Source organism: Xanthomonas citri pv. citri (genome assembly GCF_000961215.1).
Taxonomy (GTDB): Bacteria; Pseudomonadota; Gammaproteobacteria; order Xanthomonadales; family Xanthomonadaceae; genus Xanthomonas; species Xanthomonas cissicola.
Map to the genome: position 1 here is coordinate 4,110,265 of NZ_CP008998.1, position 14,379 is coordinate 4,124,643.

The following is a 14,379-nucleotide window of genomic DNA, read 5'->3' on the forward strand; positions in this document are numbered from 1 at the left end:
AGGGAACGACATTGCACAGCACCGCCACCCAACCCATGAGCCGCGCGCAGGCGCTGGCGATCGCGCGCGCGTTTTTGCCGCCGCATCCGTTGGGCAATCGCTACGACTATTACTACACCCAGGCCAAGCTGCGCACCGATCCGCTGTATCCGGGCGTGCTTGCCGAGTTGCGCAGCACCACCGCGCCCGTGCTGGATCTGGGCTGCGGGCTGGGCCTGCTCGCGCATGCATTGCGTGCCGATGGCCAGGCACTGGCGTATCACGGGGTGGATGTGGATGCGTCCAAGATTCGCCGCGCGCAACACATCGCGCAGCGCTCGGCATTGGGCAATACGCAGTTTGCCGTGGTCGATCTGAGCGTGGCCTGGCCGCAGCACCGCGGCAGCGTGACCATTCTGGACGTGCTGCAGTATCTGCAGGCCGACATGCAGGCCAGCCTGCTGCGCAGCGTGGCGCAGATGCTGACGCCGGGCGCGAAGCTGGTGATCCGCAGCGCATTGGGCGATGCCAGCAGCCGTGGCCGCACCAGCCGCGTGACCGACGTGCTAGCGCATCTGAGCGGCTGGATGCAGCGCATGCCGCGCAGCTATCCCACCCGCGACAGCCTGCAAGCGCAGCTGGACGCTGCTGGTCTGCGCGCGACATTTGCGCCGTTGTACGGCAACACGCCATTCAACAACTGGTTGATCGTGGCCGAGCCGCGCTGAGGCCGTGCACAACATGCCTGGCTCGCTTTAGAACGGCTGATGAGACGTAACGCGCGGTCGCCGGACGGATGTGGACGGCACGCAGAAACCGGGGTGTACGCGTAGCGAAGCCGCACCGGGCACCGGCCGCGCAGTCGTTTTTGGCAGCCGCTGTTGACGCCATGCGGATGATCCCGGGCCACGTTTTCAAGGGGTGGTGCCCCACGCCCCAGAGAGTCCGCTGGTTGCCTTGTTGAAAACCATGTACACCGACCATCTGGACTGGTCCTTGCCCGCCTACCGTCGCGGGACCTTACGCGGAATGGATGCCGCGTAAGCGCCTACAGGGACGTACTTGCGGCGCGTCCCGCGACGGTGGGCGGACAAGGGCCCTGCAGCCAAGCAGCCGATATACCGCTCTACCGCTGATCTATCGCACCTTACAAGCCCCCAATACACAACGCAGCAAGCAATCAAGACTTAGAGCGATGGCGTCGTTTAGGCGCGATCAGCAGCTTGAATCAAAAGCTCGGTGGGTCGAGGGCGCGATGCCCTCACCACTTCCGGGACACGCCGTGAATCCATCCATGGAGGCTCCTTGGCGGCATCCATGCCGCCAAGGGTCCCGGAACCGGTAAGGACATCACGCCTCCAAAGTTGGTCGTGCGCTGATGCAACCGCAAAACCGAGATGATCTATGCGAGGTGACTTAACGCAGCGGCTTGGTCGCTTGCATGCATGGGTGCATGGCTATTTAGCGATAGGGGCAAACCCAATCAACTTGCTGCCCGCCTTCGACGGAACGTGTTGTTCGGAAATTAGACCACGTCGTCCAGATCGCACAAGGTCCATGCAACCACCGCTGCATCTGACCCGCCGGCCGCCGTTCCTGCTCTTGCCATGCATACCGACGCTCTCGACTGGTCCTTGTCCGCCCACCGTCGCGGGACCTTACGCGGCATGGATGACGCGTAAGAGCCTACACGGACGTACTTGCGGCGTGTCCTGCGATGGTGGGCGGGCAAGGACCCTGCAGCGAAGTCGCAGAGCAGCCGCTCTACAACTGACCCCTCCGCGATGACCAATCACTTCGGGACAACCAAGTGATCGAGTCGCCGCGCCGTTTGGATGCAGGCAAAGGCCTGGTTTGCCAAGTGCGCGCCGCCCTCACCGCTAGCGGGACATGCCGTAAGTCCGTCGGTGGAGGCTCGGTAGCGGCATGAATGCCGCCAAAGCCTGTCGTCTGGAGCAAGGTTCAGAACTTCCAGGACAGCGTCAGCTCCACATCGCGCGGGTCGCCGTAGATCAACTGGCTTTGATAGACGATGTTGGCGTAGTACTTGCGGTCGAACAGGTTGCGCACGTTGAGCTGCGCCGACCATGCCTGGTTGATGTCGTAGCGTGCCATGGCGTTGGCCAACACCACGCTGCCCTGAGTCAGCCGCTGCGTGCTGCCCAGTGGCCCGGACATCAATTCGTGGATGGCCGACTGCCAGCTCAGGCCACCGCCCACGCGCCATGGGCCGGTCTGCCAACTGGCGAACAGGGTAGCCTCGCGACGCGGGCTGGTCGGATTGACGTCGACGCCGCTGGCATCGTTGGCATCGAACTGGGCAAAGCCGAACGCGATCCGCCACTGCTCGGAAAGCTGCCCATCGAGCTGGAATTCCACCCCCTGGCTGACCGTGCCCTTCGCGGCCAGGAAGGCCTGATTGGTGGTGCCGGGCACGAGTTGTCCGGGGTCGTTGACCGCCAGGTTGTCCTGCTCGATACGGAACAACGCCAGCGCCGCGTTGAGCTGGCCGCCGAGGTACTCGCCCTTGGCACCGACCTCGTAGCTGTTGCCTTCCAGCGGTGCCAGATAGCGCCCGCTGCGGTCGCGATTGTTTTGCGGCTTGAAGATGCCGGTGTAGCTGGCGTAGAGCGAATGGTGGTCGTCCACGTCCAGGATCAGGCCGGCGTACGGCGTGGTGCGACCACGGCGCTCGTAGGTGTTGGCCGGCACCAGCTGATCGGTGTTCTTCCAGTCGGTGACGCGTGCGCCGACGATGGCCGTGAGCGCGTCGGTCAGGCTGAAGCGGCCGGCAGCGTAGGCGGCCACCTGGCGCACGTCGCGTTCTTCGCCCTTCACCAGCGGCGTCCATTGCGGCTGCGCCATGCTGCCGGTCCAGGCGTAGACGCTTTCGGCCGTCAGCACCTGCGGCGGCTGCGGCCCGTTGGACCAGCTGCGCACGTTGCGGTTCATCCAGGTGGCACCGGCGACCAGTTCGTGATTGCGGCCCCACCAGGTCAACGGCACGCTGAGGTAGGCATCCAGGCTGTTTTGCGCAGTGATTGCGGGATAGCGCCCGCCAAAAGTGTTGGAAAGGCCCAGGCCGGTCTCGCGGTCCGGGTAATCGAAGTAGCCGAACAGCACCGACTTCCAATCGGCTTCGAACCGCTGATGCGAATATTCCACGTGCAGCTGCGCACCGTTGTCGAAGCGATGGGTCAGGCCGGCAAACGCATTGGTGGTGTCGGCCACGCCGCGCGCCCAGCGCGGCGTGAACGAATCCGATCGCGCAAAATCGGTGCGGCTACCGTCGCTGAAATACGCCGGCACGCCGCCCCAGGTGGTGCCGCGGCCGTCGTTGCGCTGCTTGTTGACGCCGATGTAGCCGCGGGTGGCATCGCTGAAATCCGCATCGACGATGCCGTAGAACAGCGACGATTGCTTGCTGTAGTAATCGCGGAACGACTGCTTGTCCTCGTCACTGGCAACCACCCGTCCACGCACGTTGCCGGCGGCGTTCAAGGGCGATTGCAGGTCGACGGTGCCGCGATAGCGGTCCCAACGCCCTGCCGACAGATCGACCCGACCGGTGAACACATCGCTGTCGGCATGCTTGCGCACCAGGTCGATCGACGCGGCCGGACTGCCCGCGCCGGTGGTCAGGCCGTTGGCGCCGCGGATGATTTCCACCCGGTCGTAGATCGCCATGTTCTGCTGCACGTCGCCGGTGTAGTCGGTGGGAATGCCGTCGATGCGGTAGTAGTCCACTTCGAAGCCGCGCGCAGTGATGTAGGTGCGCTCGGTGTCCCAGGTCGGCGAGTTGAAGCCGGCCACGGTGTCGGTGACGTCCTGCAGCGATTGCAGGTTACGGTCGACGATCTGCTGGCGGGTCACCACCACCACCGACTGCGGCGTCTCGCGCAGCGACAGCTCCAGCTTGGTCGAACTGCGCGCCACATCGGCGGTGTAGGAGTCGCTGCCTTCGGTCGCGGCGCCGCGGTGTGCCTCGATCTGCAGGCGGTCCAGATCGACCGGGTCGCGCGTGCTCGATTGCGCCGCAGCCGCCAATGGCCATGCGCAGGCCAGCGCAAGCGCAAGCAGGGAGTACGCCAGCGGGAGCTGCGGCGAACGGATATCCGCACGCGTCAGCGCGCGCGCAGGGACGATACGATGGGACATGGGGTCAGCCTCAAGAGCGAGTATGGCCGTCGATGACGGCTATTGAGGCTGGCGTCGGCAGCGCCATCGGAAGGCGCGTACCGTTTGCTGGCTGGGGGCGCATGTTCGATCCGCGTCGAATCGCTGTCAATCCATGCGCGGGTCGATGCCGGGGCTCAGGAGCGCCAGCTCCGGGCAATCCGGCGAACAAGAAATGTCGCGTCGCACCGAAGCATGCCTGCCGACAGTGAAGATGGATCCGGCAACATACGCTCTGCTTCCACGCCATCGGCCACGCCGTGCGCAGGACCTCAGAGCGGTCGCCGCCCCGCCAGGCCGCGCGCGCGCATCGCCTCCAGTACGCCGCGCAGGATGGTGAGGTTGTGGCCGTGTGCAGCGCCTTCATGCAGCAGCACGATGGCGCCGGGTTGCAGGTCGCGCACGATGCGGGCGATGGTGGTGTCCGGCTCGCAGCGCACGCCGTCGAAACCGCGCGCGCTCCAGGCCACCCGGGTCAGGCCGTGCGCGCGCAGCGGCGAGGCGACGAAGGGGTTGGTCATGCCGACCACCGAACGGTACAGCCGTGGCGCCTGGCCGGTGATGCACGCCAGCACGCGCTGCGCCTGGCCGATTTCCTGTGCCATCCGGCGCGGTCCCAGCGCCCAGAACCAGGCTTGCGGATGGGTGTGGCTGTGGTTGCCGATGCCGTGCCCGCGCCGCACCATGTCGCGCACCAGCTCGGGCCGCTGCTCGGCACGCGCGCCGACCACGAAGAACGTTGCCTTGGCGTCGTAGGCATCCAGCAGGTCGAGGATGGCCGGGGTGTCGTCGGACGGGCCATCGTCGATGGTCAGCCACACCTGCGGCACGCGACCGGATAACCGCGCCAGCACCGGCGCGTACAGCCGCGCGCGCGGCAGGAACACCGGCACCACGAACAGCGCATGCGACAGCAGCAGCGCAGGCAGCCCCCACGCCCAGCCCAGATGCCACCACAGCAGTGCCACCGCTACCTGCGAGAGGGCCAACAGGCCTACCCAGCGGTAGGGGCGCGAAGGGGTGCGATACAGCGTTTCCGGCGTGGTCATGCCCAATGATGCCATGCGGCGTAGAATGCCCGGTCTCCACGCTGCCACCGAAGTGCTGCCATGTCTCTCGATCCCGCCCTGCGTTCCCGTATCGATACGCTGCTGCAGTCCAGCCGCGTGGTGCTCTTCATGAAAGGCCAGCCCGGCATGCCGCAATGCGGTTTTTCGGCCAAGGCGGTCGGCGTGCTGGACGGCCTGGGCATCGACTATGCCCACGTCAACGTGCTGGCCGACCAGGAAATCCGCGAGGGCATCAAGGCCTACGGCGACTGGCCGACCATCCCGCAGCTGTACGTGGACGGCGAGCTGATCGGCGGCAGCGACATCATCGTGCAGATGGCCGATAGCGGCGAGCTGAGCAGCATGCTCGGCCTGCAGGCGCCCGACCGCAGCCCGCCCAAGATCACCATCACCCCCGCCGCGGTCGAGATGCTCAAGGGCGCGCTGGCCGATGCGCCGGATGCCTCGCTGACGCTGGCCATCGATGCCAATTTCCAGCCCAATTTCCAGCTGGCGCCGACCAACCCGAACGCCATTGCGGCTGAATCCAACGGACTGCGCGTGCAGTTCGACCTGGCCAGCGCGCGTCGTGCCGACGGCATCACCATCGACTGGGTGGACGACATCCGCGGCCGTGGCCTGGCCATCGACAACCCCAATGCGCCCAAGCCGGTGCAGGAGCTGTCGGTGCGCGACGCCGACGACCGTCTCAAGGCCGGCAGCCTGACCCTGGTGGACGTGCGCCCGGCCGACGAGCGCGCGCTGGCCACGGTGGCCGCACCGTTCCGCACGCTGGATGCGCACGAGCGCGCCGCCATCGAACAGTTGCCCAAGGACACCCCGCTGGCGTTCCTGTGCCACCGCGGCGGCCGCAGCCTGCAGGCCGCAGAACATTTCCGTGGCCTGGGCTTCACCAACGTCTACAACGTCACCGGCGGCATCGATGCGTGGTCGGACGAGGTGGACAACGGCGTGGCGAAATACTGAGCAAGACATCAGCGGTAGTCGCACGGTCGCGGCTGCCGCTCACCGGTCATGCCCCCTCTGCAGACTGCCGCACTTGCGACAACCGCGTGAGCGCAGCTTGCTCGGAAGCAGGCTAGGCCGGCACACCGCATACCGAAACGGGCGCTCCCTGAGCGTCCGTTTTTTCATGGATCGACCTGCACAAGGACATCGCTGCAATGCATACCCGCCTGCTCTCTGTCGCCCTGGCCGCGCTGCTGCCGTTGGCCACCCACGCTGCCGAACCGTCGCGCGCGGTGCTATTGGTCCAGACCTACGACAACCAACCGATCGACGATCCGCTGGAATACATCCCGCTCTGGCTCGGCAAGGACGTCGCCAAGGAATCGACCCTGCCCAAGGCGCTGCTGGGCCAGCCTTTGCAGGTCTTCAACGCGGGCGTTTCCACGGGCAACGTGCGGCTTGCGGCACTGACGGTGGACGACAACAGCATGTGCGGCGGCACCGCGAAGCTGCGCATCAAGGGCAACCCCACGCTGTCCGATTCGCCGCTGCTGTCGACCGTGGATGTGAATCCCGGCAAGCGCTTTGCCGGCCGCGCCGCCACCACCAGCGAACAGGCCGAGCTGTTCGCCCAGGTGAACAACACCGCGCAGCTGCGCAAGCGCGTCAAGCCGGCAGCCCTGGCGCAGGCGCTGGCCGCGTTCAATGCCGATCGCGCGCAGGATCTGGCGGCGCTGCAGATCGTCACCGATACGCAGCAACCGCAGCGACGCGTGGCGATCCTGACCTCCAACCATCCGATCGAGACCGGCAACCCGGACAACCCGACCGGCGTGCTCGTCGTCCTTGCGATCTTCGAGCATGACGGCAGCCGTTGGCAGTTCCGCAAGGGTCACGCTGCCAGCGGCTGCGACGATTGCGAAGACCTGCCGCTGCGCACGCATCTGCTGCAATTCGGCGATATCGACGGCAACGGCACGCTCGATTTCGTGCTGGCCGAAAGCGGCTACGAAAGTTACGGGTTTTATCTGCTGCTCGGCGAAGGCCCCAGCTGGCGTTCGGAAGCATTGCCGGGCGGCTGCTGATCGCCTTGACTGCTGGCGCACTGCCTGGTGCGGCATGGGCATGGCGAAATCTTCTGCGTTGCGATGCCCGCTTCTGCCCGGCGGTCACACTGTGGTTACCCACGCTGCGCAGCAGACTTCGAGCATCGGCATGCAGATGGCCGATGCCGGTCTTCAACCGGCAAATCCCCCGTCGTCCAGAAACTGCTGCTCTTCTGCGGTGGTCTCACGTCCCAGCACCGCATTGCGGTGCGGGAAGCGGCCAAAGCGCTCAATGATGCGCTGATGCTCCAACGCCCAATGGGTGGTCTGCGCATCGCCCAGTGCAGTGATCAGCTGCACCGCGCGCGCCTGCTCATCGGCGTCTTCGGCATGCTCGAAGGGCAGATAGAAAAACAGGCGCAGTTGCGCCGACACCTGTTGATCGAAGCCGCTGGCGAGCGCCTGTTTGGCGTGCCGCAGTGCCAGGCCATCGGTGGCATAGGCATGCGCGCTGCCGCGGAACGCATTGCGTGGAAATTGATCCAGCAGGATCAGCAAGGCCAGTGCGTCTTCGGCGCGCGCCATCCACTGCGCGTACTCGCCCCGTGCGGCGGCGAAATGCTGCTCGCTGAAGTGCTGCCGAAAATTGGCATCGAAGGCATCGTTGTGCGTGAACCAGCGGGCCGCACCGGCCAGCTCCCAGAAAGCCAACACCACATCGGCCTGCTTGTTGCGCTCTGTTTTGGCAATCATCGGCACACCCCCTGACGAATTCGGCATAGCATGCACGGGTGCATGTGATGAGCCCGCCGCTCTCGACCTCCAGCACTTGGCAAGCACGCCGCCGACGACTAGGTTGGCGGCTGACGTTTTCGTTTTACCGGGGAAGTTCACCGAGACGCGGATCATCGCGGCGCTCAAGCAGGCCGACGCCGGCGTGCCCGTCAAGGACATCTGTCGCCAGGTTGGTATCAGTACAGCGACGTACTACCAGTGGAAGAGCAAGTACGCAGGCCTGAAGGCTTCGGAGCTGCGGCGGGTCAAGGAGATTGAGTCCGAGAACGCCAAGCTCAAGCGGATGTACGCCGACTTGGCGCTCGACAACGCGGCCATGAAGGATCTCATCGCAAAGAAACTCTAGGGCCGGCGCGCGAGCGCGAGGCCATGCGGTACCTGATCGAGGTACACGCGCGGCCGCTGCGTCGGTCCTGTGCATGCGTCGGGCTTGCACGTGCGGCGTGGTATGCGCCGCCGCTCGACTGGACAGTGTGCGATGCCGGGTTGATCTCGGCGATCGCACGTGTTGTCGAAGATCGGCCGAGTCGCGGCTTTTGGAAATGCAGCGACGTGCTGCGCAGGACGCGTCCTGACTGGAACCCGAAGAGAATCTATCGCGTGTACAAGGCCATGCGGCTCAACCTGCGCCGCGCTGCGAAGCGGCGTCTTCCCAAGCGCGAGCGTGTCGCGCTGTATGTCCCAAGGTTGCCTGATACCGTCTGGTCGGTCGACTTCATGAGCGACGCTTTGGCGTGCGGCCGACGCTTCCGCACCTTCAACGTGGTCGACGACTCCAACCGCGAGGTACTTCACATCGAGGTTGATACGTCGATCAACTCGCATCGTCTGGTGCGCGTGTTCGAGCAGATCAAGCACGATCATGGCCTGCCGCAGATTGTGCGTTCCGACAACGGGCCAGAGTTTCTGGGCGAAGCATTTACCAGCTGGCTGAAGGTCAATGGCGTGGCGATCAAGTACATCCAACCCGGCAAACCGAACCAGAACGCCTTCATCGAACGCTTCAACCGCACCTTCCGGGAAGAAGTGCTCGACCAGCACCTTTTCACCTGCCTCGACGATATCCGCCAAGCCATCCATTGGCGGATGATCGATTACAACGAAGAGCGACCCCATGACTCGCTCAGCGGCCTAACGCCCACCGAGTACCGCAACCAACACGCCAGAAGGGCCACTTTTGGAGTGTCTGCTTGACGAGGGAGCTTATGAGGCTAGAGCTGGTATGACAGAACTTTCAACGGTTCCAGTGTAGAATCACTGATACTGGCAATTCGGGTTGTAATTTCTCACTTCACCATGTCGTAATCCATCATTTAATAAATTAATTAAATAGGATCAATATGTTAAAAAATCAACAAATTCCTTCATGATATCATCCTTGCTCGCTGCAACAGCATTCGGAATCTTTTTTCTATCGATATCAGCCCCAAGTCAGGCAGACGATTCTTTAGGGGCAGTTTCTGTGCTTGGCGATGTGAGACCCGCAAATCCTACAAGTAAACAGGTGTGGAGCGCGCATTGGCAGCAAGCTTTTAATAAGTGCAGAAACCGGTTTGGAAATACTTCCCGCTCTGTAAATTTAGAGAGTTGGGATGTTACTGCAGGTGGGCGATATAATGATCACTGGGTGATTAATAGCGTCTGGAGTTGCAGAAATCGCTGATGATGAGTTACCCGTCTTCTCGGAACACCACGGAATCCCGTAAAGCGCTACCAGGCGGCATGCCGCAAGATCGGGGCACAAGGCCATGAAGAGGGTCGGCAGGAAGTTGTGAAAAATTTCTGTGGTGACAGCGAGTTAGATCACTTTTTGCTGTTTTTTTGCACGAATCCCTGCCGGCCCTCGACAAGGGTTCCCGAGGTTTTGGTAGCCTCTCCAATGGCGTGCGCCAGGCCAGCTCATTGCAGTTACCCACTGTGGCGACAGTCAGCGATGCCCGCAGGCAACCAACGACTCCACCCTTGATCGCTGGAATTTCGAACAGTGCGCACAGTCTCCGTCTTCAGCACTCGCCTGGCATCGCGCGCACGCATCGCGACCATGCCTTGCTTCCGGACACTCACCCGCGTGCCTCGCAATCGTCCACATACCTTCGCCTGCGCGCTGCTGCTCTATGCCGGCGTCAGCGCACCTGCGCTGGCCGACTTCGGGATCAGCCGCAGCGGCGACCGCGTGATCGTCGACAGCGGCGCCGAGCTGGTGTTTGCGGTCGATGCCCGGAATGGCGACATCGTCTCGATGCGCTATCGCGACAACGAACTGCAGACCACCGAATCGAAGGGCTCGCACATCGCTTCGGGGCTGGGCAGTGCCAGTGTGGATGCACGCATCGTTGGCGGGACGATCGTGGTGTCGGCCAAGGCCGGCGACTTGGTCCAGTACTACATCGCGCGCAAGGGCCGCAACGCGATCTACATGGCCACCGATGCGCCAAGCTTGATGCCGGTGGGCGAATTGCGCTTCGTCGCCCGCTTGAACGTGTCCACGTTGCCGAATGCGCAGCAGGAGCCCGATTCCAATGTCGGCAAAGCGATCGAAGGCAACGATGTCTTTCTATTGCCGGATGGGCGCACCAGTTCCAAGTTCTATTCCGCCCGTCGAATGATGGACGACCAGGTGCATGGCGTCAGCGGCTCTGGCGTTGCCGTGTTCATGCTGACGGGCAACCGCGAGCGCAGCGCGGGCGGCCCGTTCTTCAAGGACATCGCGACACAGAAAACCAGCGTGACGCATGAGCTCTATCACTACATGTATTCCGATCACACCCAGACCGAAGCGTTTCGCGGCGGCCTGCACGGTGTGTACGGGCTGCTGTTCACCGATGGGAGCTCGCCGTCGAGTGCGCAACTGGACACCGCCTTCGTCGATGCCACGCTGGGCCTGAGCGGTTATTTGCCGGCAAGCGGGCGCGGCACCGTGAGCGGGCACGTCGGCGGCGTGTTGCCGGGCCAGCCGGCCGTCATCGGTCTGCGCAATGCGCAGGCGCAGTACTGGGCCACTGCCGACGGCAGCGGCGACTACCGGGTGACGGGTGTTCGCCCGGGCAGCTATCGCATGACGCTCTACCAGAACGAACTAGACGTCGCACAACGCAACATCGAGGTTTCCGCCGGCGCCACTGCGCACGCCGCACTGCAGGCAGTCGTTTTGCCGGGCACGGTGAAGTGGCAGATCGGCATTCCCGATGGCACGCCGGCAGGGTTCAGATATGCGGACCTGTTACCGCGGGCGCACCCTTCCGATGCGCGCATGCACTGGTCTGCGGTGACCTACACCGTGGGATCGAGCAGCCTGAGCAGCTTTCCGGCGGTGCAGTGGCGCGGCATCAACACCCCGAGCCGGATCGACTTCACCCTGCCCGCCAACGAGGTGCGCGGCTATCGCCTGCGTATCTTCGTGCCGTTGGCACAGGGCAGCGCACGTCCGCAGATCAGCGTGAATGCACGCTGGAACGGCTCGGTGCCTGCCGCGCCCACGCAGCCAAAGACACGCGGCATCACGCGCGGCACTGCGCGTGGCAACAACACCCTGTACGAAGTGGACATCCCCGCCTCTGCCTTGCATGCCGGCAACAACCGCATCGAGATCGGCATTGCCTCCGGCTCCCCGGACAACGGTTACCTCAGCCCGGCAATCGTGTTCGACAGCATCCAGCTGGTAGCGTTATAGCAGCGTCCGAACACACGATCCGCGCAGCTGCCAGGCATGCGCGGCTGGTGCGTGGCGTCGGCATGCAGCGCTCAGCCGTTCCGATGTTCTTGGCACCCGCACCGCCCGTTTAGCGGCACAGTGTTAGCCGCTCCAGATCTGCGCGCCAGCACGTACGCGACCACATGCCGCGCAGATGCAGTCATCCATGCACATCGCTCACCGTGAGCTCATTCGAAATCCGATGCCGAAGCGACAGGCGCCACACACGCCACGTCGCTGTCATGTGCGCAACGAGCTGCGCCGACAGTCGCCAGCGAACAACGCACAGGCGGCGACTTGTCCACTTTGACAAAAACCGTGTGCGTGCCGACCGGTACCGCCGACACGCACAACACCGCTGCGGCTGCGCTTACTTCGCATCCAAGGTCGCGCTGACCTTGGCCCATCCGTTGCCGCGTACCACTTCAAAGCCCGCTTCGGCCGCATGCAGATACATGCTGTTGCTGTAGCGGCCATCCTTGGAGCGGTTGTTCTGCAGCCAGGTCAGAAACGGCTTGGCATCCACGTTGAGGCTGCCGCTGGTCTTGAGCGTCGGCTGGCCGGCGGTCCCGGTCGGGATGAAGGTTTAGACGTAATAGCCGGCGCCGGAATTGAAGCCTTCCCACAGGTCGAAGGTACGCCCGCCCGCGGTGATGACCTTGGTCGCGGTCACGGTGCCGACCGGCCAGGAGTTGTGGTCGCCCCAGATCATCACTTCCAGCTGCGGATTGCCCTTTGCGGTGTCCCAGCGAAAGAAGATGTCGTAGGCGAAATCACCGGCCAAATTGGTGCCGCCTGCGCTGTAATTGAATTTGAATGGCAGCGAGCCGATCGAGGAGATCTGCTTGGGGAACAGCGTGTCGGTGGTCGGATTCCAGTCGTAATGCCAGCCGCGCACGATCGCGGGATAGCCGTAGAGGTTGTAGTCGGCGAAGTTGAAGGTGACCGTCAACTCCGGCGTACTGCCGGTGCCGAACGTGCCCTGGATGATGTTGTTGGGATCGTTGAAATTGTTCACCCACGCATAGTGGTTGCCAAAGATCTTGTACGGGCCGGCGAGCGCCACCGGGGTGAGCGCGACCAGACCGAAGGCGAGCGCCGCGGTCCACCAGCGCGCGGCGCGCCGCCGCGGGGCCGGCGCCTGGGCGCGCGTCTGGACAAGGGAGCTGGATGGGCAGTTGTGCATAGTGACTCTCCGTATGATTCAACGCGGCGGCGCTGGTGCAGCGCTGTCGGGACCTGCCGTGCGGCAGTCGGGGTTGGACCCTAGCAGCGGCACCGCGCGGGGAGCTATAACGATTCCGGCGGCGCCACCCGGCCAAGCGCGATAGCGGGTGCCACCTTGCACTTGGAGCGTGCGCTGGCTAGCACTTAGGTCACAGGACGAGGGCGCAGCGGCAGGTTTCGCGCGAAGACGCCCGGGCGTGGGGGCGGCGAATGGTGCATAGCCACATACCCATCGTCCGTCTTCCCACGTGCCGGGCGGCGTCGCTTGCGCGTGCAATGTCGTTCAACGCAGTGCGGCGTCGCTGCCAACGGTCTGGATCAGTCCGGCCGCCATCCGGGCGATCGGTGCCCGGAACAAGCTCCACCTCGGGCCTACGCGGCGGCGCCGTTTTGCGATAGCGTTCGCACGACAGACAACGCAACAGCCGGAGGGGGCGACGATGCGTATCGGAATCGTGGTGGACAGCGCGTGCGATCTGCCGCAGGACTTCATCCAACGTCACAACATCGTTGTATTGCCGATCAGCGTGCGCATCGGCGAGGCGGTGCTGGCCGATCACCGCGACGAGGAAGCCACGCTGAGCTTTCTGCAGGCGCACGTGGCCGAGCGCGGGCACGAAGCGGAAACCACGCCGTTTTCGGTCAACCAGATCCGCGATCTGTTCCTGCAACAACTGGTCATCGACTACGACCATGTGTTCTGCCTGACCATTTCCAAACTCCGCAGCCAGATCTTCGACAACGCGATGCAGGCCAGCTTCGCGATCCTCAACGACTACAAGCCGATTCGGCAGGCCGCAGGCCACACCTCGCCGTTCGCGCTACGGGTGATCGACACGCTCAACCTGTTCGCCGGCCAGGGCATCACCGCCGTGGAGGCGGCCCGCCTGCGCGACCAGGGCCAGAGCGTGGCGGTCATCCGTACCCGTCTGGAACAGCTGGCCGAGCACACCTATGGCTACATGATTCCACGCGATCTCTATTACCTGCGCGCACGTGCACGCACCAAGGGCGATCGCAGCGTCGGCCTGATCGGCGCCGCGCTCGGCAGCGCGCTGGACATCAAACCGGTGCTGCGCGCCTACCGCGGCGTCACCGAGCCGGTGGCCAAGCTGAAGGGTTTCGAACCTTCGGCCGAAAAGCTGTTCGGCTTTACCGTGCGCAAGATTCGCGACGGTCTGATGACGCCAACGGTGTGCGTGGGCTACGGCGGCGAGCTGGCCGAGCTGCATGCCCTGCCCGGCTACGCCGCACTGCAGGGCGCCTGCCAAACCCACGGCGTGGAACTCCTGGAAAGCGTGATGAGCCTGACCGGCATGGTCAACGTCGGCAAGGGCGCCTTGGCGGTCGGATTTGCCGCCGAGCCACACGCGTTTTCGGCCTGAGGCATGGCCGCGGGTGCGCTGCCCTCGCCGCTCGCCAGACACGCCGTCAATCCACCGAGTCG

General features: G+C 64.1%; 9 protein-coding genes and 1 pseudogene. 6 read left to right on the top strand and 4 right to left on the bottom strand.

Going from position 1 to position 14,379, the window contains the following annotated elements:
* Window positions 1-35: 35 nt before the first annotated feature.
* On the top strand, window positions 36-707 hold the full coding sequence (locus tag AMD14_RS18100; protein ID WP_003483442.1) for a methyltransferase: 672 nt from the start codon (window positions 36-38) through the stop codon (window positions 705-707).
* A 1,234-nt stretch (window positions 708-1,941) separates the two neighbouring features.
* Here AMD14_RS18100 and AMD14_RS18105 read toward each other — a convergent pair.
* Both AMD14_RS18105 and AMD14_RS18110 read right to left on the bottom strand, forming a co-directional pair.
* On the bottom strand, window positions 1,942-4,137 hold the full coding sequence (locus AMD14_RS18105) for a TonB-dependent siderophore receptor (protein WP_011052315.1): 2,196 nt from the start codon (window positions 4,135-4,137) through the stop codon (window positions 1,942-1,944).
* Window positions 4,138-4,427: 290 nt separating this feature from the next.
* Entirely contained in the window at window positions 4,428-5,219 is a 792-nt protein-coding gene (locus tag AMD14_RS18110) for a polysaccharide deacetylase family protein (protein ID WP_016849114.1), read from the bottom strand.
* Window positions 5,220-5,264: 45 nt separating this feature from the next.
* Here AMD14_RS18110 and grxD point away from each other — a divergent pair, with 45 nt between their 5' ends.
* Together grxD and AMD14_RS18120 are read left to right on the top strand one after the other, a co-directional pair.
* Window positions 5,265-6,191 carry a Grx4 family monothiol glutaredoxin gene (gene grxD, locus AMD14_RS18115; protein WP_005913558.1) on the top strand — a complete coding sequence of 309 codons (927 nt, stop codon included), beginning with the start codon at window positions 5,265-5,267 and terminating at the stop codon, window positions 6,189-6,191.
* Window positions 6,192-6,388: 197 nt separating this feature from the next.
* The gene (locus AMD14_RS18120) at window positions 6,389-7,258 is read left to right on the top strand and encodes a hypothetical protein (RefSeq protein ID WP_011052316.1); all 870 of its coding nucleotides are present in this window, start codon (window positions 6,389-6,391) and stop codon (window positions 7,256-7,258) included.
* A 153-nt stretch (window positions 7,259-7,411) separates the two neighbouring features.
* Here AMD14_RS18120 and AMD14_RS18125 read toward each other — a convergent pair whose 3' ends face one another.
* Window positions 7,412-7,978: a DUF924 family protein gene (locus AMD14_RS18125; protein ID WP_170912702.1), complete on the bottom strand. Its 567-nt coding sequence runs from the start codon at window positions 7,976-7,978 to the stop codon at window positions 7,412-7,414.
* A 97-nt stretch (window positions 7,979-8,075) separates the two neighbouring features.
* Here AMD14_RS18125 and AMD14_RS23990 point away from each other — a divergent pair.
* Together AMD14_RS23990 and AMD14_RS18140 are read left to right on the top strand one after the other, a co-directional pair.
* Window positions 8,076-9,208 (top strand): IS3 family transposase gene (locus AMD14_RS23990; protein WP_223293138.1). Its coding sequence is split into 2 segments (ribosomal slippage): window positions 8,076-8,355 and window positions 8,355-9,208, totalling 1,134 coding nucleotides; the frame shifts between segments, so codons are not numbered across the junction.
* 847 nt (window positions 9,209-10,055) lie between these two features.
* Window positions 10,056-11,684 (top strand): rhamnogalacturonan lyase B N-terminal domain-containing protein, encoded by a 1,629-nt coding sequence (locus AMD14_RS18140; RefSeq protein ID WP_040107667.1) that lies wholly within the window; start codon window positions 10,056-10,058, stop codon window positions 11,682-11,684.
* Between the two features lie 391 nt (window positions 11,685-12,075).
* Here the strand turns inward: AMD14_RS18140 and AMD14_RS18145 are convergent.
* Window positions 12,076-12,891: pseudogene (locus tag AMD14_RS18145) on the bottom strand (GH12 family glycosyl hydrolase domain-containing protein).
* Between the two features lie 481 nt (window positions 12,892-13,372).
* Between AMD14_RS18145 and AMD14_RS18150 the strand changes: the two are divergent.
* Window positions 13,373-14,317: a DegV family protein gene (locus tag AMD14_RS18150; protein WP_003483469.1), complete on the top strand. Its 945-nt coding sequence runs from the start codon at window positions 13,373-13,375 to the stop codon at window positions 14,315-14,317.
* The last annotated feature ends 62 nt before the right edge of the window (window positions 14,318-14,379 follow it).